This is a genomic window from Mycobacterium sp. HUMS_12744610 (assembly GCF_041206865.1).
GTDB classification, from domain to species: domain Bacteria; phylum Actinomycetota; class Actinomycetes; order Mycobacteriales; family Mycobacteriaceae; genus Mycobacterium; species Mycobacterium servetii.
Map to the genome: position 1 here is coordinate 1,361,918 of NZ_JBGEDP010000001.1, position 20,849 is coordinate 1,382,766.

The 20,849-nt window shown below is 69.1% G+C and carries 16 protein-coding genes and 1 pseudogene; 11 read left to right on the forward strand and 6 right to left on the reverse strand.

What is annotated here, in order from left to right; genetic code table 11:
* Window positions 1–81: 81 nt before the first annotated feature.
* Window positions 82–651 (forward strand): TetR/AcrR family transcriptional regulator, encoded by a 570-nt coding sequence (locus AB8998_RS06895; RefSeq protein ID WP_369741457.1) that lies wholly within the window; start codon window positions 82–84, stop codon window positions 649–651.
* Here AB8998_RS06895 and pgi read toward each other — a convergent pair.
* Window positions 648–2,312, reverse strand: a complete 1,665-nt coding sequence (gene pgi, locus AB8998_RS06900; protein ID WP_369737176.1) for a glucose-6-phosphate isomerase — start codon at window positions 2,310–2,312, stop codon at window positions 648–650. The two genes, AB8998_RS06895 and pgi, sit on opposite strands and share 4 nt — an antisense overlap.
* Window positions 2,313–2,439: 127 nt before the next feature.
* Complete coding sequence (locus AB8998_RS06905; RefSeq protein ID WP_369737177.1) at window positions 2,440–2,760, reverse strand: chorismate mutase; 321 nt, start codon at window positions 2,758–2,760, stop codon at window positions 2,440–2,442.
* Between the two features lie 307 nt (window positions 2,761–3,067).
* On the opposite strand from AB8998_RS06905, the gene pcrA reads away from it, so the two are divergent.
* Complete coding sequence (gene pcrA, locus AB8998_RS06910; protein ID WP_369737178.1) at window positions 3,068–5,398, forward strand: DNA helicase PcrA; 2,331 nt, start codon at window positions 3,068–3,070, stop codon at window positions 5,396–5,398.
* Between the two features lie 17 nt (window positions 5,399–5,415).
* On the opposite strand, the gene AB8998_RS06915 is transcribed toward pcrA, so the two are convergent.
* Complete coding sequence (locus AB8998_RS06915) at window positions 5,416–5,991, reverse strand: hypothetical protein (protein ID WP_369737179.1); 576 nt, start codon at window positions 5,989–5,991, stop codon at window positions 5,416–5,418.
* Between the two features lie 4 nt (window positions 5,992–5,995).
* A complete protein-coding gene (locus tag AB8998_RS06920) occupies window positions 5,996–7,084 on the reverse strand; it encodes a M23 family metallopeptidase (RefSeq protein WP_369737180.1) in 1,089 nt (362 codons plus the stop codon).
* A gap of 277 nt (window positions 7,085–7,361) precedes the next feature.
* Between AB8998_RS06920 and sucC the strand changes: the two genes are divergently transcribed.
* The 3 genes from sucC (at window position 7,362) to AB8998_RS06935 (ending at window position 11,024) form a co-directional block, all read left to right on the forward strand.
* Entirely contained in the window at window positions 7,362–8,525 is a 1,164-nt protein-coding gene (gene sucC, locus AB8998_RS06925) for an ADP-forming succinate--CoA ligase subunit beta (protein WP_369737181.1), read from the forward strand.
* An 11-nt stretch (window positions 8,526–8,536) separates the two neighbouring features.
* Window positions 8,537–9,439 carry a succinate--CoA ligase subunit alpha gene (gene sucD, locus AB8998_RS06930; protein WP_369737182.1) on the forward strand — a complete coding sequence of 301 codons (903 nt, stop codon included), beginning with the start codon at window positions 8,537–8,539 and terminating at the stop codon, window positions 9,437–9,439.
* A 61-nt stretch (window positions 9,440–9,500) separates the two neighbouring features.
* Window positions 9,501–11,024: an acetyl-CoA acetyltransferase gene (locus AB8998_RS06935; RefSeq protein WP_369737183.1), complete on the forward strand. Its 1,524-nt coding sequence runs from the start codon at window positions 9,501–9,503 to the stop codon at window positions 11,022–11,024.
* Window positions 11,025–11,113: 89 nt separating this feature from the next.
* Here the strand turns inward: AB8998_RS06935 and AB8998_RS06940 are convergent, their stop codons facing one another.
* Window positions 11,114–11,962, reverse strand: coding sequence for an LLM class F420-dependent oxidoreductase (locus AB8998_RS06940; protein WP_369737184.1), 849 nt, complete (start codon window positions 11,960–11,962; stop codon window positions 11,114–11,116).
* A gap of 218 nt (window positions 11,963–12,180) precedes the next feature.
* On the opposite strand from AB8998_RS06940, the gene AB8998_RS06945 reads away from it, so the two are divergent.
* The 6 genes and pseudogenes from AB8998_RS06945 (at window position 12,181) to AB8998_RS06970 (ending at window position 20,214) form a co-directional block, all read left to right on the forward strand.
* Window positions 12,181–13,113, forward strand: coding sequence for a DUF5336 domain-containing protein (locus AB8998_RS06945; RefSeq protein WP_369737185.1), 933 nt, complete (start codon window positions 12,181–12,183; stop codon window positions 13,111–13,113).
* 48 nt (window positions 13,114–13,161) lie between these two features.
* On the forward strand, window positions 13,162–14,481 hold the full coding sequence (locus AB8998_RS06950) for a cell division protein PerM (RefSeq protein ID WP_369737186.1): 1,320 nt from the start codon (window positions 13,162–13,164) through the stop codon (window positions 14,479–14,481).
* Window positions 14,482–14,567: 86 nt separating this feature from the next.
* Entirely contained in the window at window positions 14,568–15,215 is a 648-nt protein-coding gene (gene purN / locus AB8998_RS06955) for a phosphoribosylglycinamide formyltransferase (RefSeq protein WP_369737187.1), read from the forward strand.
* The gene (purH, locus tag AB8998_RS06960; RefSeq protein WP_369737188.1) at window positions 15,212–16,795 is read left to right on the forward strand and encodes a bifunctional phosphoribosylaminoimidazolecarboxamide formyltransferase/IMP cyclohydrolase; all 1,584 of its coding nucleotides are present in this window, start codon (window positions 15,212–15,214) and stop codon (window positions 16,793–16,795) included. The genes purN and purH overlap by 4 nt, the downstream gene beginning before the upstream one ends.
* A gap of 45 nt (window positions 16,796–16,840) precedes the next feature.
* Window positions 16,841–18,230, forward strand: a pseudogene (locus tag AB8998_RS06965) (sigma 54-interacting transcriptional regulator).
* The gene (locus AB8998_RS06970) at window positions 18,223–20,214 is read left to right on the forward strand and encodes a vWA domain-containing protein (RefSeq protein ID WP_369737189.1); all 1,992 of its coding nucleotides are present in this window, start codon (window positions 18,223–18,225) and stop codon (window positions 20,212–20,214) included. Before AB8998_RS06965 ends, AB8998_RS06970 begins: the two are co-directional and overlap by 8 nt.
* Before the next feature lie 3 nt (window positions 20,215–20,217).
* On the opposite strand, the gene AB8998_RS06975 is transcribed toward AB8998_RS06970, so the two are convergent.
* A complete protein-coding gene (locus tag AB8998_RS06975; RefSeq protein ID WP_369737190.1) occupies window positions 20,218–20,823 on the reverse strand; it encodes a DUF1707 SHOCT-like domain-containing protein in 606 nt (201 codons plus the stop codon).
* Window positions 20,824–20,849 lie beyond the last annotated feature (26 nt).

Genomic DNA, 20,849 nt, shown 5'->3' on the forward strand with positions numbered 1-20,849 from the left:
AACTAACACTTGGTGAGTAATACTCACAACTTGTTAGTTAAGCTGTCAAGGGTGAGCACCGTGGACGTCCCGAAGCGCCGGATGACCGCCCAAGGGCGCCGCGAGCAGATTCTCGACGTCACGCACGCGATCGTCGACGCCGAAGGGTTCCACGCGGCGACGCCGAATCGCATCGCCGAAGAGGCCGGCATCAACCGGTCGTTGATCTATCAGAAGTTCGGGGATCTGGCGGGGCTGTTCGTCGAACTCATCGACCGCGAGGCGGCACGGGCCGGCGCCCAGTTCGCCGAGGCGATCGCCGGGCTGGACACCGCCCCCGGGGACCAGTCGTTGGTGCTCGCGTTCGACGGCGTGCTGGCCGCCGTCGACGCCCACCCGGCAACGTGGCGGCTGTTCTTGTTCCCGCCGCAGGGCGCTCCGCCGCAGTTGTACGCGCGCCTGGCGCAATCCCAGGCCGTCGTGCTCGAGTTCTTCGTCACGGAACTGCTGCGCCGCAATCCCGAACTGCACGAGCCGGAATACACCGCCCGGGTCCTGCACGCCGCCGGTCGCGAACTGCTGCAGTTGCACCTCAGCGACCCGCAGAACGCATCCGGAGAACGCCTGCGCACCTTTGTGCGCCGATTCGGTGCCGAGCTCTCGAAAGGTTAGCTCGCGCGCCCTCTTTCGGCGCGATAGCGACGGACCAGCGCGTCGGTGGAGCTGTCCGGCTGCGGGTCGGGGGCGGCGTCGGCGGTGAGCACCGGAAGCAACGCCTTGGCCTGCGTCTTGCCCAGTTCCACACCCCACTGGTCGAACGAGTCGATGCCCCACACGACGCCCTCGGTGAACACCTGATGCTCGTAGAGGGCGATCAGCTGGCCCAGCACCGACGGGGTGAGGCGGTCGGCCAGGATCGAGGTGGACGGCCGGTTGCCGGGCATGACCTTGTGCGGCACGACATCTTCGGGTGTTCCTTCGGCGGCGATCTCCTCGGCCGTCTTGCCGAACGCCAGCACCTGGGTCTGGGCGAAGAAGTTGCTCATCAACAGGTCGTGCATGCTGCCGTCGCCCTCGGCGGTCGGCAGGTCGTCGAGGGGCTGGCTGAACCCGATGAAATCGGCCGGCACCAGCCGGGTGCCCTGATGAAGCAACTGGTAGAACGCGTGCTGGCCGTTGGTTCCCGGTTCGCCCCAGAAGATTTCGCCAGTGTCGGTGGTGACGGGCGTGCCGTCGGCGCGGGTCGACTTGCCGTTGGACTCCATGGTCAGCTGCTGCAGGTAGGCCGCGAAACGGGAAAGGTCATTGGAATACGGCAGCACGGCGCGTGACTGGGCTCCCAGGAAGTCGGAGTACCACAGGCCGATCAGGCCGAGCAGGGCGGGCGCGTTGGACTCCAGCGGCGCCGTCCGGAAGTGTTCGTCCACGATGTGGAACCCGGACAGGAAGTCGGCGAAGGCCTCTCGCCCGATGGTGGCCATCACCGACAGCCCGATCGCCGAGTCGACCGAGTAGCGCCCGCCGACCCAATCCCAGAACCCGAACATGTTGGCGGTGTCGATGCCGAATTCGTCGACCAGTCGCTTGTTGGTGGACACGGCCACGAAATGTTTGGACACCGCGGCGTCGCCGAGGGCGTCGGTGAGCCAGCGGCGCGCGGCCGTTGCGTTGGTCAGCGTCTCCAGCGTGGAGAACGTCTTCGACGCGACGATGAAAAGTGTTGTGGCGGGGTCTAAGTCGGCCAGCGTCGCGGTCAGGTCGGCGGGGTCGACGTTGGAGACGAAGCGTGCCGTGATGCCGGCGTCGACGTAGTGGCGCAGCGCCTGATAGACCATCACCGGTCCCAGATCCGATCCGCCGATGCCGATGTTGACCACGGTGCTGATCCGTTTCCCGGTGGCCCCGGTCCACTCGCCGCTGCGCAGGCGATCGGTGAAGTCGCCCATCGCGTCGAGCACGGCGTGCACGTCGGCGACGACGTTCTGGCCGTCGACCGTCAACTCGGCGCCGCGGGGCAGTCGCAGCGCGGTGTGCAGCACCGCACGGTTCTCGGAGGTGTTGATGTGCTCGCCGGCGAACATCTGGTCGCGGCGCTCCTCGAGGTGGGCGGCGCGCGCCAGATCGGCGAGCAGACGCAGCGTCTCGCGGGTCACACGGTGTTTGCTGTAGTCGATGTAGAGGTTGCCGACGGTGACGGTGAGTTCGCGCCCGCGGTCGGGGTCGTCGTCGAAGAGCTGGCGCAGGTGGGTGTCGCCGATGTCTTCGCGATGCCTGCGCAGGGCGTCCCACGCCTTGGTGGCGGTGATGTCGGGAATGGTGTGCACCGATTTCATGGGCGCCGCTCCTCCTCATCGCTTCGCTCGCCGACGCGGGTCATGGTTCGACCCTAGTGCGTCCCGCTGCGACGAAGCCACCGCTGGCGTCAGGCGCAATCCGCTGCCGCACCGCAGAGATTCGCGGTTACAGGTGGCCGAGCCGGCCTCTGCCCAGGCGTAACAGCAGCATCGCCAGGTCCTTACCGTCCGGGCCCAGTTCGCTGTAGCGTTCGATGACCTTCATCTCGCGGCTGTGGACGAGCCGGGTGCCGCCGGAGGCCATCCGGACCCTGCCGATCGCCTGGGACACCTCCGCGCGCCGTTTCACCGCGGCGAGAATCTCGGCGTCCAGCCGGTCGATCTCCGCGCGCAACTCCTCGATGTCGGTCACTTGCTGGCCGACGGCCGTCTCGGTGTTCATCTCTGGGATCTCCGCGTTCTCGTGATGTGGGGGTTCTGGTCTCATCCGGTATCGGGCCTCACAAAAGAGACGAGCCCCGAATCGCCGAAGCGGACCACGGGGCTCTGCGAAGGCAGCTAAACCACGGGCACCGCTGGCCGGTACCCATAGAAAAATCGGCCTGAACACTGCCGACGTCGCTGCGCGTTGAGCACCAATCGAGTGTGCCACCAACGGCCGCGCCCAGCAAAATCCCCCTGCGTCGGCTTCGGCAGAGGCGCCCGGGTCGTTGACCCCCTGGTGGCGGCTCGTCCCCGGACCCGCGTATGGCTGGCCCCGCGCTGTCGGCGCGCGGCGGTAAATTTGGACCGTCATGATTGTGCACGCCCCCGATGCCAAGCCCGCCCCCGATGCCGACCGCCTGCTCGACGGGCTCAACCCGCAACAACGCCAGGCGGTGGTGCACGAGGGTTCGCCGCTGCTGATCGTCGCGGGCGCCGGCTCGGGCAAGACGGCGGTGCTGACCCGGCGCATCGCCTATCTGATCGGCGCGCGCGGCGCCGAAGTCGGTCAGATCCTGGCGATCACGTTCACCAACAAGGCCGCCGCCGAGATGCGCGAACGGGTGGTGCAGCTGGTCGGCAACCGTGCCCGGGCCATGTGGGTGTCCACCTTCCACTCCACCTGCGTGCGCATCCTGCGCAACCAGGCGTCGTTGATCCCCGGGCTGAACTCCAACTTCTCGATCTATGACGCCGACGATTCGCGCCGGCTGCTGCAGATGATCGGCCGCGACATGGGGCTCGACATCAAGCGCTATTCGCCGCGCTTGCTGGCCAACGCCATCTCCAACCTGAAGAACGAGCTGATCCATCCCGCCCAGGCCGTGGACAATCTGGCCAAACCGTCGGACTCCTCCGACGACCTGGCGCATACCGTCGCCTCGGTGTACGTCGAATATCAGCGGCGGTTGCGGGCGGCCAACGCGCTGGACTTCGACGACCTGATCGGCGAAACCGTGGGGGTGCTGCAGGCCTTCCCCGACATCGCCCAGTACTACCGGCGCCGGTTCCGCCACGTGCTGGTCGACGAGTACCAGGACACCAACCACGCCCAGTACGTGCTGGTGCGGGAACTGGTCGGACGCGACGGCGGGGGCTCACCCGATGACCTGCCGTCCGCGGAGTTGTGCGTGGTCGGCGACGCCGATCAGTCGATCTATGCGTTCCGCGGCGCCACCATCCGCAACATCGAGGACTTCGAACGCGACTACCCTGACGCCACAACGATTCTGCTGGAACAGAATTACCGCTCCACGCAGAACATCCTGTCTGCGGCCAACTCGGTGATCGCGCGCAACTCCGGACGGCGCGAGAAGCGGCTGTGGACCGACGCCGGCGCCGGGGAGCTGATCGTCGGCTACGTCGCCGACAACGAGCACGACGAGGCCAGGTTCGTGGCCGAGGAGATCGACGCCCTGGCCGACCGCGGCGAGATCACCTACAACGACGTGGCCGTCTTCTACCGCACCAACAACTCGTCGCGGTCGCTGGAAGAGGTGTTCATCCGCGTCGGAATTCCCTACAAAGTCGTTGGGGGAGTGCGGTTCTACGAGCGCAAGGAAATCCGCGACATCGTCGCCTACCTGCGGGTGCTGAACAACCCCGGCGATGCGGTCAGCATGCGGCGCATCCTCAACACCCCGCGGCGGGGGATCGGCGAGCGGGCCGAGGCCTGCGTGGCGGTGTACGCCGAGAACACCGGCGCGAGCTTCGCCGACGCGCTCGTGGCGGCCGCCGCGGGCAAGGTGCCGATGCTCAACAGCCGCGCGGAGAAGGCGATCGCCGGGTTCGTCGAGATGCTCGACGAGTTGCGGGGTCGCCTCGACGACGATCTCGGCGACCTGGTCGAGTCGGTGCTCGAGCGCACCGGATACCGCCGCGAGCTGGAGTCCTCGAGCGATCCGCAGGAGCTGGCCCGGCTGGACAACCTCAACGAACTCGTCAGCGTCGCCCACGAATTCAGCACCGATCAGGCCAACGCGGCAGCGCTGGCGGCTCCCGAGGACGAAGACGTGCCGGACACCGGTGTGCTGGCGTCGTTCCTGGAGAGGGTGTCGCTGGTGGCCGACACCGACGAGATTCCCGAACACGGCGCCGGTGTGGTCACCCTGATGACGTTGCACACCGCGAAGGGCCTGGAGTTCCCGGTCGTGTTCGTCACCGGCTGGGAGGACGGCATGTTCCCGCACATGCGCGCCCTCGACGACCCGAGCGAGCTCTCCGAGGAGCGGCGGCTGGCCTACGTCGGCATCACGCGGGCCCGGCAGCGGCTGTACGTGAGCAGGGCCGTCGTCCGGTCGTCGTGGGGCCAGCCGATGCTCAACCCCGAATCGCGCTTCCTGCGCGAGATTCCCCAGGAGCTGATCGACTGGCGGCGCAGCGCGCCCGCGCCGTCGTTCAGCGCACCGGTCAGCGGCGCCGGCCGGTTCGGTGCGCCGCGGGCGACGCCGACCCGCGCGGGGATGGCCAAACGTCCGCTGCTGGTGCTGCAGCCCGGGGACCGGGTCACGCACGACAAGTACGGGCTGGGCCGCGTCGAGGAGGTTTCCGGCGCCGGCGAATCCGCGATGTCGCTGATCGACTTCGGCAGCTCAGGCCGGGTCAAGCTGATGCACAACCACGCCCCGATCAGCAAGCTGTAGGCGGAACTGGCGGGCGGCTATTCCTCCAGCCAATCCTTGGTGCGCGGGTGCATCGCCAGCACGACGCTGGCGACCGGCAGCAACGGGAGGGTGTGCACGATCCACGCGACGCGGGCACCCGCGATGAACACGCCACCGTAGGTGAGCACCGCGACCACCGCGCCGGCCACGATGAGGTACCGCCCGAGGGGGCGGTGCTGCAGCAGCATGATGACGCCGGTGACGGTGGCCACGGCAAAGACCAGCGCGAGAAACGCGATCGCGAGGCAGAACAGCCGGTCGGTTCTCCACCAGCCGGCGATCAGGTCCGTGGCCACGACCGAGGTGGCCCACCCGCTGACGATGCTGACCGCGCAGGCGGCGACGGCCGTCCGGTCGCTCGGCGCCTCGCCCGGGAAACCCGCCCGATCCCCGGCTTGGGGTCCGGCCGGATACGACGGCGGTGGTTGGGGGGCGAACTGGCCGGTCGGCGATCGCGGCGCCTTGGGTATCGGGCCGGTGGGTGCACGCCGGATGATCCGCGACCCGGAGTCGAACGACGGCGCGTCGGACTCGGCTGGGCGCTGACGGGTGGGTTCGTTCGGTGAGCTCACCAGATCAACCGGTGTAGTTGCCCAGGTACAGACCCCGCCTGGCCAGCCAGGGCACCGGGTCGATGCGTTGGCTGCCGCCCTGCAGCACCTCGAAATGCAGATGCGGTCCGGTCGAATTGCCCCGGTTGCCCATGGTGGCGATCTGGTCGCCGGCCATCACCCGCTGACCGACGCTGACCAGCGTCGAGTTGATGTGACCGTAGAGCGTGACCGTCCCGTCGGCGTGGCGCAGCTTGACCAGCGCGCCGTAGCCGGCGGCCGGGCCGGCCTCCACGACGACTCCGTCGGAGACGGCGAGGATGGGCGTTCCGATCGAGTTGGCGATGTCGATTCCGGCGTGCAGCACTCCCCAGCGATACCCAAAGTTGGAGGTGAATATCCCTTTGGTCGGCATGACGTAGAGCGGCTGCTGCAGCCGCGCCTCGCGCTGGGCGCGATCGTTGGCGAAAGCGACGCCCTTGGCCAGTTCTTCGTTGTGGACCGCGACGTTTGCCGCGGGCTGCACGGCGATCACCTGAGCTCCCCGGATCGTGCCGGTGCCCGCCCCGCCGGTGAGCGGCGACGCGTGGGCGGTCAGCACGGCCGTGGTCCTGGGTGCGTCGGTGTGGCTGGTCGCGGTATGCGCCGCGGCGGCCGCCGCTCCGGCTGCCATCGCCGAGATGAGCAGCCGGCCCCTGGCCGCGCTGGTCGGCTCTTTGCGATGCTGGCCTCCGCGCCGCACCGCGCTGATCACCTGGGTGGCCTCGGGGTCATCGGAGTGCAGAAGATGCCTGATCTCGATGCCCGGCTCGATGGCCACCCGGACGTCGAGCGGATGGGGGGCGGCCAGTCGCAGCGGGATCAGATCGTCGCTCGCGTCGAGGTCATCGAGCTCGGGCGCCAGCAGGACACGCGCTCCGTTGTCGAAGGCGGTGTCGTTGCTGAAATCCAGCTCGGCGAGATCGCCGAAGTCGTCGGCGAAATCCGCAACCTCGAAGTCGAAGCCGTCGAGGGGCAGGATTTCGGTCACTTCGTTGCGGTGCGGCTTTACCCTGCGGTGCGTGATACCCGGCCCTGTGGCGGCGGGCGAACGACTCAAACGGTGCTGGGACAAACTGGAATGTCCTCGTATCGTGACCATAACGTTATCTGGACCCTAGGACGTTATCCGCTGACCGAAGCAACTGGCAACCTCACGACACGGTTCGACCGATTTTGTGATCTGGCTCACCCCGGGCCCATGCGCCGAAAGGGCCGTGACCTGCGCCACATCGGTGGACGCGGCGTCGGGATCCTTTTTGCGTGTGGATACAGTGCCACCGTGCGCGTTGCCGATCCGGGCACCGCCGACGGACAGGCCTAGCAGCAAGCCGAGCGAAGACAGTGAGTCCATGGACCTTTTCGAATACCAAGCCAAAGAATTGTTCGCCAAACACAACGTACCGAGCACGCCGGGCCGGGTGACCGACACCGCCGAGGGTGCCAAGGCTATCGCGACCGAAATCGGTCACCCCGTGATGGTCAAGGCTCAGGTGAAGGTCGGCGGTCGCGGGAAGGCCGGCGGTGTGAAGTACGCCGCCACGCCCGACGACGCCTACGAGCACGCCAAGAACATCCTCGGCCTGGACATAAAGGGCCACCTCGTCAAGAAGCTTCTGGTCGCCGAGGCCAGCGACATCGCCGAGGAGTACTACATCTCCTTCCTGCTGGACCGGGCCAACCGGACGTATCTGGCGATGTGCTCGGTCGAGGGCGGCATGGAGATCGAAGAGGTCGCCGCCACCAAGCCCGAACGGCTGGCCAAGGTCCCGGTAGACGCCGTCAAGGGCGTCGACCTCGACTTCGCGCGCTCCATCGCAGAAAAGGGCCACCTGCCGGCTGAGGTGCTCGACGCGGCCGCGGTCACCATCTCCAAGCTGTGGGAGCTCTTCGTCGCCGAGGACGCCACACTGGTCGAGGTCAATCCGTTGGTGCGTACCCCGGACGACCGCATTCTGGCGCTGGACGGGAAGGTCACGCTCGACGCCAACGCCGACTTCCGTCACCCCGAGCACGCCGAGTTCGAGGACCGCGCGTCCACCGACCCGCTCGAGCTCAAGGCCAAGGAGCACGACCTCAACTACGTCAAGCTCGACGGCGAGGTCGGCATCATCGGCAACGGCGCCGGTCTGGTCATGTCGACGCTGGACGTGACCGCCTATGCCGGCGAGAAGCACGGCGGCGTCAAGCCTGCCAACTTCCTCGACATCGGCGGGGGCGCATCGGCCGAGGTGATGGCCGCCGGGCTGGACGTGATCCTGAACGACGTCCAGGTCAAGAGCGTGTTCGTGAACGTCTTCGGCGGCATCACCTCCTGCGACGCCGTGGCGACCGGGATCGTCAAGGCGCTGGAGATCCTCGGCGACGAGGCCAACAAGCCGCTGGTTGTTCGTCTCGACGGCAACAACGTCGACGAGGGCCGCCGCATCCTGGCCGAGGCCAACCATCCGCTGGTGATCCAGGCCGAGACCATGGACGCCGGTGCAGACAAAGCCGCCGAGCTGGCGAACAAGTAAGGGAGCCAATCATGTCGATCTTCCTGAACAAAGATTCCAAGGTCATCGTCCAGGGCATCACCGGTGGCGAGGGCACCAAGCACACCGCGCTCATGCTGAAGGCGGGAACCCAGGTGGTGGGCGGCGTCAACGCCCGCAAGACGGGAACCACCGTGTTGCACAAGGATTCCGGTGGCAAGGACGTCGAGTTGCCGGTGTTCGGCACCGTCGAGGAGGCGATGAAGAAGACCGGCGCCGACGTGTCCGTCGTCTTCGTGCCGCCGAAGTTCGCCAAGGACGCGATCATCGAGGCCATCGACGCGCAGATCCCGCTGCTGGTGGTCATCACCGAGGGAATCCCGGTGCAGGACACCGCCTACGCGTGGGCCTACAACCTGGAAAAGGGTGGGAAGACGCGGATCATCGGGCCGAACTGCCCGGGCATCATCACTCCGGGCGAGGCGCTGGCGGGCATCACCCCCGCCACCATCACCGGCTCCGGGCCAGTCGGGCTGGTGTCCAAGTCCGGGACGCTGACCTACCAGATGATGTACGAGCTGCGCGATTTCGGCTTCTCGACGGCGATCGGCATCGGCGGCGACCCGGTGATCGGCACGACCCACATCGACGCCATCGAGGCCTTCGAGAAAGACCCCGACACCAAGATCATCGTGATGATCGGGGAGATCGGCGGCGACGCCGAGGAGCGTGCGGCCGACTACATCAAGGCCCACGTGTCCAAACCGGTGGTCGGCTACGTCGCGGGGTTCACCGCGCCCGAGGGCAAGACCATGGGCCACGCCGGGGCCATCGTGTCCGGCTCCTCGGGCACCGCGGCCGCCAAGAAGGAGGCCCTCGAGGCGGCCGGGGTCAAGGTCGGCAAGACCCCGTCGGAGACCGCGGCGCTGGCCCGAGAGATCCTGGGCAGCCTCTAGTGTCGCGCGACCGGCGGCCCGGGTGTGAGCCCGGGACCGCCGTGCGGTAGATAGTTACGCTATGAATCTCGATCCGCGCACGCCCGTCGTCGTGGGCGTCGGCCAGTCCGCCGAGCGCATCGACGACCCCGGCTACCGGGCGATGTCGCCGGTCGAACTGGCCGCCGCCGCTGCCCGCGCCGCCCTCGTCGACTCCGGCGGTGACGTCGACGCGGTGGCGGCGGCCGTGGACACCGTGGCCGGCGTCCGGCAGTTCGAGATCTCCGGGCCGGTCGCCAAGGCCGTGCTGGGCTGCTCGAACAACTATCCGCGGTCGGTGGCCAATCGCCTTGGCGCCCACCCGGCTCGCGCGATTCTGGAGATCGTCGGCGGCCAGGGGCCCCAGCACCTGATCAGTGAGCTGGCCGCCGGGATCGCCGCGGGCCGGTCGGAGGTCGCCCTGGTCTTCGGGTCGGATGCGACGTCCACGCTGCGGCACTGGGCGGGCCGCGACGACAAGCCGGACTTCACCGAGACCGTGGACGGCGACCTCGAGGACCGCGGCCACGGCATCGAGAAGCTCATCTCGCGCTACACGGTCGTCCACGGTCTGACCAGTGCGCCGATCCAATACGCGCTGCTCGAGAACGCCCGCCGGGCCGGCACCGGACAGGGGCCCGGCGAGTACCGGCGGACCATGGCCGAGCTGTTCGCACCGTTCACCAAGATCGCCGCCAACAATCCGTTCGCGGCCGCCCCGGTCGAGCGCAGCGTCGACGAACTGGTCACCGTGACCGAGAGCAACCGGATGATCGCCGAGCCGTATCCGCGGCTGATGGTCGCGCGCGATCAGGTCAACCAGGGTGCGGCCGCGCTGCTGATGTCGGTGGGGACGGCGCGGCGGCTGGGCGTGCCCGAGGACAACTGGGTCTACCTGCACGGGCACACCGACCTGGAGGAACAGGCGCTGCTGGACCGCCCGGACCTCGGCCACTCCCCGTCGGCCGTCCTGGCGGTCCGCGAGGCGCTCGCGATGGCCGGCATCGGCGTCGACGACGTCGCCACCTTCGACCTCTACAGCTGTTTTCCCGTGCCGGTGTTCAACATCTGCGACGGCATGGGCATCGCGCCCGACGACCCCCGCGGGCTGACCCTGACCGGCGGGTTGCCGTTCTTCGGAGGCGCCGGCAACAACTACTCGATGCACGCGGTCGCCGAGACGGTCGCCCAGATGCGGAAGATGCCGGGGCGGTTCGGCCTCGTCGGCGCCAACGGCGGGATCCTGAGCAAGTACTCGGTCGGCGTGTACTCCACCACGCCGGCGGGGTGGACGCCGGACCGCAACGCGCAGTTGCAGGCACAGGTCGCCACGTGGCCCACCCAACCGGTCACCGAGACCGCCGACGGCCGCGGCACTGTCGAGACCTACACGGTCCGCCGCGACGACGGACGCCCGACCGGCATCATCATCGGCCGGCTCGAGGACGGCAGCCGGTTCCTGTCCACCACCGAGGACGAGGACCTGATCGCGCTGCTGATCGACGGTGACCCGTTGGGGCGCGAGGTGCGGGTGCGCTCCTTCGACTACGGCAACCGCTGCTACTAACAGCGGTGTTCGCCGGGCCCTGCCCGGCCACCAGACGCAGAATCGCACGCCGCTGCGCGGCTTGGTGCGATTCTGCGTCTGCTCGCGGGTCAGACCAGGGCGGCGAGCTTGCCGGCCAGTCGCTCCACGTAGGCGGCGACCTCGTCGTCGGGACGGTCGGGCAGGCCGAACAGCACCTCGGTGACCCCGAGTTCGGCCCAGCGCGCCAGCTTCTCGGGCACCGGCTTGAAGTCCAGCGCCACGATCTGCGGGGCCCCGTCGCGGCCGGCGGCCGCCCAGATGTCCTGCAGTTGCTTGACCGGGCCATCGATGTCGAAGTCGCGGGGCGTGGTGATCCAACCGTCGGCGCTGCGGGCGATCCACTTGAAGTTCTTCTCGTTGCCCGCGGCGCCCACCAGCACCGGAATGTGCGGCTGAACCGGCTTGGGCCAGGCCCAGCTGGGCCCGAACTGGACGAACTCGCCGTCGTAGGCGGCCTCTTCCTGCGTCCATAGGGCCCGCATCGCCTCGATGTATTCGCGCAGCATGGTGCGGCGTCGCCCGGGGGGCACACCGTGGTCGGCGAGTTCGTCGGTGTTCCACCCGAACCCGACACCCAGGCTGACGCGACCGCCGGAGAGGTGGTCGAGCGTGGCGATGCTCTTCGCCAGCGTGATCGGGTCGTGCTCGACGGGCAACGCGACGGCCGTCGACAGCCGGACCCGGGAGGTGACGGAGCAGGCGGCGCCCAGACTCACCCACGGGTCCAGCGTGCGCATGTAGCGGTCGTCCGGCAGTGACTCGTCACCGGTCGTCGGGTGAGCCGCTTCGCGCTTGACCGGGATGTGGGTATGTTCCGGGACGTAGAACGTCTGGAAGTTGTGGTCGTCGGCCAGCTTGGCGGCTGCCGCCGGGGAGATGCCGCGGTCACTGGTGAAAAGCACAAGCCCGTAATCCATGCCGAGAATTAGAACGTGTTCTACCTGTGCGGGGCAAGCGGACCGTCGCGGCGACGGGCCGGTCGTACCGGCGCAGCAACCCGAACGTGCGCTAGCGTGGTTGATCGACCGCGGGGCAACTCGAGCGCAGGGCGATCGGCGTTGACACGGCGCCGGCAGCGCGCCGCACTGCAGCAGTGGCCTGGCGCCGCGACGGACTGGAAGCAACAGGAGGAGTCATGACCTACTCGGCCGGTAGTCCCGGTTACCCGCCCACGCAGCCCGGCGGCTCCTACTCGGGCGCGACACCGTCCTTCACCAAGACCGACGACGCGGCCAAGCTCCCGGTCTACCTCACCGTCGCGGTCGTCGGACTCGGCCTGGCGGTCTACCTGCTGAACTTCGGTCCCACCTTCATCATTGGCGCCGAACTCGGCCCGAGCGCCGGCGGCCGCGCCGGCGATGCCGGCTACGCGGTCGACGTCTCGGTGCTGGCCGGGCTGCTCGCCGCGGTGTCCCTGCTGCCCAAGGCGAAGAAAAACCTGGGCGTGGTCGCCGTGATCGCGGTGCTGGGCGCGTTGATCGTGATCACCGAGATGATCAACACGCCCGCCGGCTACGAGATCGGATGGGCGCTGTGGCCGCTGCTGGCCTGCAGCGTGCTGCAGGGGATTGCCGCGGTCCTCGCGATCCTGCTGGAGGCCGGCGTGGTCACCGCGCCGGCGCCGCGGCCCAAGTACGACCCCTATGCGCAGTACGGGCAATACGGGCAGTACGGACAGTACGGCGCGCAGCAACCGCCCGGCGGGTACCACGGTCAGCCGGGTGCGCACGAGCACGGCGGCCCCCAGTCGCACAATCCCCAGCAGCCCCCCGGCTACGGACAGCAGCAGTACAGCGGCTACTCGCGGCCGAGCCAGAGTCCCACCCAGAGCGTTTCGACCGGTGGATCCGGTCCGTTCAGCGCCCCGCCCGCGGCGCCGCAGGGTCCGTCCACGCCGCCCACCGGTTTTCCCAGCTTCAGTCCGCCACCCATGGTCGGCACGGAAAGCACCGGGTCCGCGGGCGGGTCGGCCCCGGCCGACCGCTCCGGCCAGGGCGGGGAGCAGCAGTCCCACGAACAGGGGCAACAACAGTCGCCGTCGTCATCCTCTGGCCCGGCGTCGGGCTGACCGCGCGTTCTCGCGCCTAGTCGGGCACGTGCGCCCAGAGTGACACGGGTGGAGGACTATCGGGCGGCGGGGGCCCGCCAGGGGCGTGACCTCCTGCGGGTCGCGTTCGGCCCCGGCGTGGTGGCGCTTGGCATCATCGCCGCCGTCACGCTGCTTCAATTGCTGATCGCCAACAGCGACATGACGGGCGCCCTGGGGGCCATCGCCAGCATGTGGCTCGGCGTGCACGGCGTGCCCATCTCCATAGGCGGTCGCGAGCTGGGTGTGCTGCCGCTGTTGCCCGTGCTGTTGATGGTCTGGGGTACCGCGCGCAGCACGGCACGCGCGACCTCTCCGTACTCGTCGTGGCTCGTGGTTCGCTGGGTTGCCGCATCGGCGCTCGGCGGGCCCATGTTGATGGCGGCGATCGCGCTGGCGGTGATCCACGATGCGTCGACGGTGATCACCGAACTGGAGACGCCCAGCGCGCTGCGCGCGTTCGCCGGTGTGCTGGTGGTACACGCCATCGGCGCGGCGATCGGCGTCTGGTCCCGCGTGGGCCCGCGGTTGCTGGCGATCTCCGCGCTGCCGTTGTGGCTGGGTGACTCCCTGCGCGCGGCCGCGGCCGGTGTGCTGGCGCTGGTGGGGCTGTCCGGCCTGGTGACGGCGGGGTCACTGGTTGTGCACTGGGCCACCATGCAAGAGCTCTACGGCATCACCGACTCGATATGGGGGCAGTTCAACCTCACTGCGCTGTCGGTGTTATACGCACCCAACGTCATCGTCGGCACGTCGGCGGTCGCGGTCGGGTCCAGTGCCCATCTCGGCTTCGCGACGTTCAGTTCCTTCACCGTTTTCGGCGGCGACATCCCGGCGTTGCCCATCCTGGCCGCGGCGCCCACACCGCCGCTCGGACCCGTATGGGTGGCTCTGCTCATCATCGGCGCGTCGTCGGGCGTGGCGGTCGGCCAGCAGTGCGCCCGGCACGCGCTGCCCCTGGTTCCGGCGGCGGCCAAGCTGCTGGTCGCCTCGGTGGCCGGGACCCTGGTGATGTCGCTGCTTGCCTTCGGCGCAAGCGGTCGGCTGGGCAACTTCGGCGAGGTCGGCGTGGACCAGGACACGCTGGCGCTCGGCGTGTTGTTCTGGTTCACGGTCATCGGCTGGATCACCGTGGTGATGGCCGGCGGCGTACGGCGTCGCCCGCGGCGGCCCAAACCCAAACGCGCGCCCGCCCCGGCGACCGACGAACCGGCCGATTTCGCAGGGGTGTTCGCCGGGGAGCAGGAGCCGGCCGCCGATTCCGTCGATTCCGGCGATCCCGCCGAGCCTGCCGAGGCGGCGGACACCGACGTGTCGCCGGCCGAGGAGCCCGGACAGCGGCCGGATTGACCGTCCCGCTGGGGCGCACGGGACCGGGCGTTGACGCCGGACTCCGCGCGGGACGGGTCCCGACGGCGTTCGACTAGGCTCTGCGTGTGCTTGAACCGCTCCGCGTGCCCCCGAGCGCGCCGGCGCGAGTGGTGGTGCTGGCTTCGGGCACCGGTTCGCTGCTGGCCTCGCTGATCGAGGCCGCCACCGGCGACTATCCCGCCCGGGTGGTCGCCGTCGGCGCGGACCGAGACTGCCCGGCCGTCGAGATCGCCGCGGCGGCATCCGTGCCGGCATTCGTGGCCCGGCTCGCCGACCATCCCGGCCGCGAGGCCTGGGACGCCGCCATCGCCGACGCCACCGCCGCTCACTCGCCCGATCTCGTCGTGTCGGCAGGCTTCATGAAAATCCTCGGGCCACAATTCCTTTCACGCTTCTACGGCCGTGTCATCAACACGCATCCCGCGCTGCTGCCGGCGTTTCCCGGCGCGCACGGCGTGGCCGACGCGCTGGCCTACGGAGTGAAGGTCACAGGCTGTACGGTGCACCTGGTAGATGACGGTATGGACACCGGGCCGATCCTGGCGCAGCAGGCCGTCCCGGTACTCGACGGCGACGACGAACAGACGTTGCACGAACGCATCAAAGTCACCGAGCGGCAGCTCTTGGTGGACGTGGTGGCCGCGATCGCAACCGGTGGCATGACCCTGGCCGGGCGACAGGCGACGATCGGACGAAAGGCGATCATAGGATGAGCACCGACGACTGGCGGGAATCGGCGAGGAGGCCGATCCGCCGCGCGCTGATCAGCGTCTACGACAAGACCGGGCTCATAGAGCTGGCCCGGGGACTGGCCGCGGCGGGCGTAGAGATCGTTTCCACCGGGTCCACGGCAAAGACCATCGCGGACAAAGCGATCCCGGTGACGCGCGTGGAGGAGCTGACCGGGTTTCCCGAGGTGCTCGACGGCAGGGTCAAGACGCTGCATCCGCGGGTGCACGCCGGACTGCTGGCCGATCTGCGCAAGCCCGAGCACGCCTCCGCCCTCGAGCGGCTGGGGATCGCGGCGTTCGAACTGGTCGTCGTCAACCTGTATCCCTTCACCGAAACTGTCGAATCCGGTGCGAGCGTCGACGAATGCGTCGAGCAGATCGACATCGGCGGCCCGTCGATGGTGCGCGCCGCGGCGAAAAACCATCCCAGCGTCGCGGTGGTCACCGACCCGCTCGGGTACGACGGCGTGCTCGCCGCGGTGCGGCACGGTGGGTTCACCCTGGCCGAGCGCAAGAAGCTGGCGGCCCTGGCATTTCAGCACACCGCCGAGTACGACATCGCGGTCGCGAGCTGGATGCAGTCGACGCTGGCGCCCGAGCATCCGCCCACCGCGTTCCCCGAGTGGTTCGGCCGCAGCTGGCGTCGTTCGGCGATGCTGCGCTACGGCGAGAACCCGCACCAGCAGGCGGCGCTCTACGCCGATCCCGGCGCCTGGCCCGGCCTGGCGCAGGCGGAACAGCTGCACGGAAAAGAGATGTCCTACAACAACTTCACCGACGCGGATGCGGCATGGCGGGCCGCCTTCGACCACGAGCAGATCTGCGTGGCGATCATCAAGCACGCCAACCCGTGTGGCATCGCGATCTCGTCGGTATCGGTCGCGGACGCACACCGCAAGGCCCACGAGTGCGATCCGCTGAGCGCGTTCGGGGGGGTGATCGCGGCGAACACCGAGGTCACCGTCGAGATGGCGGAGTATGTGAGCACCATCTTCACCGAGGTGATCGTCGCACCGGCCTATGCGCCCGGCGCCGTCGATGCGTTGACGCGCAAGAAGAACATCCGGGTCCTGCTGGCCTCCGAGCCGCTGACCGGCGGCGCCGAGCTGCGACCGGTGAGCGGCGGCCTGCTGATGCAGCAGCGCGACGAGCTCGACGCCCACGGTGACAACCCGGCGAACTGGACCCTGGCGACCGGATCGCCGGCCGACCTGGCGACGTTGACCGATCTGGTCTTCGCCTGGCGCACCTGCCGCGCGGTCAAGTCGAACGCGATCGTGATCGCGGCCGACGGCGCGACCGTCGGGGTCGGCATGGGACAGGTCAACCGGGTCGACGCGGCGCGGCTCGCCGTAGAACGCGGCGGCGACCGGGTCCGCGGCGCGGTCGCGGCTTCCGACGCGTTTTTCCCGTTCCCCGACGGGCTCGAGACCCTGGCCGCCGCCGGCGTGAAGGCGATCGTGCATCCGGGCGGATCGGTGCGCGACGAAGAGGTCACCGCAGCGGCCGCCACGGCCGGTGTCACGGTCTACCTGACCGGAGCCCGGCATTTCGCGCATTGAGGCGATCCGGATGACGCACGTCGCCGCGCGTCGTAGCGTGGAGTCGTGACTTCACCGAGCAACCTGCCCCGCACGGTCGGCGAATTGCGTGCCGCCGGGCACCGAACGGGGCGTCAAGCAAGAAATCCGGGAGAATTTGCTGACCGCGCTTGCCGCCGGCCCCGACGTGGATGAGATCTGGCCCGGGATCCTGGGCTTCGAGGACACCGTGTTACCGCAGTTGGAGCGGGCGCTGATCGCCGGCCACGACATCGTCCTGCTCGGTGAGCGCGGCCAGGGCAAGACACGGCTGCTGCGGGCGCTGGTCGGCCTGCTCGACGAGTGGACGCCGGTGATCGCCGGGTCCGAACTCAGTGAGCACCCCTACACACCGATCACGCCGGGATCCATCCGGCGTGCCGCCGAGTTGGGCGACGCCCTGCCGATCGAGTGGAAGCACCGCAGCGAGCGCTACACCGAGAAACTGGCCACCCCCGACACCAGCGTCGCCGACCTGGTCGGCGACATCGACCCGATCAAGGTCGCCGAGGGTCGCAGCCTCGGGGACCCCGAGACCATCGCCTACGGCCTCATCCCGCGGGCGCACCGCGGCATCGTGGCGGTCAACGAACTTCCCGACCTGGCCGAGCGCATCCAGGTCTCGATGCTCAACGTCATGGAGGAGCGCGACATCCAGGTACGCGGCTACACGCTGCGTCTGCCGCTGGACGTGCTGGTGGTGGCCAGCGCCAACCCGGAGGACTACACCAACCGCGGGCGCATCATCACCCCGCTCAAAGACCGGTTCGGCGCCGAGATCCGCACCCACTATCCGCGTGAGCTCGACGCCGAGATCGGCGTGATCGCCCAGGAGGCGCACCTGAGCGCGCAGGTGCCCGACTACCTGATGCAGGTGATCGCCCGCTTCGCCCGCTACCTGCGGGAGTCCAACTCGGTCGACCAGCGGTCCGGCGTCTCGGCGCGGTTCGCGATCGCGGCGGCCGAGACCGTGGCGGCCGCCGCCCGTCATCGCGGTGCGGTGCTGGGGGAGACCGAGCCGGTGGCGCGCGTGGTCGACCTGGGCACGATCATCGACGTGCTGCGCGGCAAGCTGGAATTCGAGTCCGGTGAGGAGGGCCGCGAACAGGCCGTGCTCGAGCACCTGCTGCGCCGCGCGACCGCCGACACCGCGTCGCGGGTGCTGGGCGGCATCGACGTCGGCTCCCTGGTGGCCGCCGTCGAGGCGGGTTCGGCGGTGACGACGGGCGAGCGGGTGTCGGCCAAAGACGTGCTGGCCGCCGTGCCGGGGCTGCCCGTCGTGGACAAGATCGCGGCCAAGCTCGGCGCCGAATCCGAGGGCGAGCGTGCCGCGGCGCTGGAGTTGGCGCTGGAGGCGCTGTATCTGGCCAAGCGCATCGACAAGGCCTCCGGAGAGGGCCAAACCGTCTATGGCTGAACCGATCAGGGGGCACTCGCTTCGCTACTCGGCGTACACCGGGGGGCCCGACCCCCTGGCTCCGCCGGTGGATCTGCGCGAGGCCCTCGAGCAGATCGGTGCGGACGTCATGGCCGGGACCTCGCCGCGCCGCGCGCTGTCCGAACTGCTGCGCCGCGGCACCAAGAACATGCCCGGCGCCGACCGGCTGGCCGCCGAGGCGAACAAGCGTCGGCGGGAGTTGTTGCGCCGCAACAACTTGGACGGAACCCTGCAGCAGATCAAGGAGCTGCTCGACGAGGCCGTGCTGGCCGAGCGCAAGGCGCTGGCGCGCGCACTCGACGACGACGCACGTTTCGGCGAACTGCAGCTGGACGCGCTGCCGTCGTCGCCGGCCAAGGCCGTCCAGGAGCTCTCCGACTACAACTGGCGCAGCGACGAAGCCCGCGAAAAGTACGACCAGATCAAGGATCTGCTGGGCCGTGAGATGCTCGACCAGCGTTTCGCCGGCATGAAGCAGGCGCTCGAGGGCGCCACCGACGAGGACCGCCAGCGGGTCAAGGAGATGCTGGACGACCTCAACGGGCTGCTCGACAAGCACGCCCGCGGCCAGGACACGCCGCAGGACTTCCAGGACTTCATGGCCAAGCACGGCGAGTTCTTCCCGGAGAACCCGCGCAACGTCGACGAGCTGCTGGACTCGCTGGCCAAGCGCGCGGCCGCCGCGCAGCGCTTCCGCAACAGCCTGAGCCCGGATCAGCGCGCCGAACTGGACGCGTTGGCGCAGCAGGCATTCGGCTCCCCGGCGCTGATGCAGGCCCTGGATCGGCTCGACGCCCATCTGCAGGCGGCGCGCCCGGGTGAGGACTGGAGAGGGTCCGAGGAGTTCTCCGGGGACAATCCCTTCGGCATGGGAGAAGGCGCCCAGGCGATGGCCGACATCGCCGAACTCGAGCAACTGGCCGAGCAGCTGTCGCAGAGCTACCCGGGTGCCACGATGGACGACGTCGATCTCGACGCGCTGGCGCGCCAGCTCGGGGACCAGGCCGCCATCGACGCCCGCACGCTCGCCGAACTGGAACGCACCCTGGTCAACCAGGGCTTTTTGGACCGCGGGTCCGACGGCCAGTGGCGGCTCTCGCCGAAAGCCATGCGCAGGCTCGGCGAGACCGCGCTTCGTGATGTGGCACAACAACTTTCGGGTCGACGCGGTGACCGCGAGCTGCGCCGCGCGGGCGCGGCGGGGGAGATGACCGGCGCGACCCGGCCCTGGCAGTTCGGTGACACCGAGCCGTGGAACATCTCGCGCACGTTGACCAACGCGGTGCTGCGCGAGGCGGGAACCGCGACGCTGGACGGCCCGATCAGGATCACCGTCGACGACGTCGAGGTGTCCGAGACCGAGGCCCGCACCCAGGCCGCAGTGGCGCTGCTGGTCGACACCTCGTTCTCGATGGTGATGGAGAACCGGTGGCTGCCGATGAAGCAGACCGCCCTGGCGCTCAATCACCTTGTGTGCACGCGGTTCCGGGCGGACGCCTTGCAGATCGTCGCCTTCGGCCGCTACGCGCGGACGGTGACGGCCGCCGAGCTCACGGGTCTCGAGGGGGTCTACGAGCAGGGCACGAACCTGCACCACGCGCTGGCCCTGGCGGGCCGGCACCTGCGGCGCCATCCCAACGCGCAGCCCGTCGTGCTGGTGGTGACCGACGGCGAGCCGACCGCCCACCTGGAGAACTTCGACGGGGAGGGGTCGGGTTCTGCTGTGTTTTTTGATTACCCGCCGCATCCGCGGACCATCGCGGCCACCGTGCGCGGGTTCGACGACATCGCCCGCCTCGGCGCGCAGGTGACGATCTTCCGGCTGGGCAGCGATCCCGGCCTGGCGCGGTTCATCGACCAGGTCGCCCGGCGGGTCGAGGGGCGGGTCGTGGTGCCCGACGTGGACGGGCTGGGCGCGGCCGTGGTGGGCGACTACCTGCGGTCCCGGCGACGGCGCCGCTGACGGCTAGGGGCGGCGGTTGCGGGCCTTGCGCTTGATGCCCACCCCGCCCCACAGGGAGAAGCCGCGGATGTGGACGGTCGGCGCCCCGGGGGTGCCCTGGCCCACGACGGCGCGATCGAAGCCCCCCATCACGCCGCGGCCGTGGATCTCGACGTTCACCTCCGGCGGCAGCAAAATGTTCTGCATGCCCATGATCGACACGGCGTGGATCTCGACCTCGGTCGAGGTGAAATCGGCGTAGCGCAGGTCCAGCACCCCGCTGCCCCAGAACGTGAAGGTGGTCAGCTTCCTGGGCACGTTCCACCGGCCGCGTCGCTCGAATCCGCTCACCAGCGCCAGCAGCAGCGTGGAGGGCGCCGGGTTGGGGGTGCCGCCCCGGCGAGGGTTGACCGTCGAGCAACCCTGCAGGTCGGCCCGCAGCTGATCCAACTCCTCGTACGTGGTCGCCGCATACGCCTTGGTCAGGCGTTCTTCGTAGTCCTTGAGCTGCAACCGGCCCTGCTCAGCCGCGTAGGCCAGCAACTGCGCGATCTGGATGCGATCGGTGTCGGCCGCGCGCGACGATACGTCACGCGTGTCCTTCGCATCGCGTTGCGCTGAGTTGCTCATCACCACGAGCCTACGACGTCCAGATT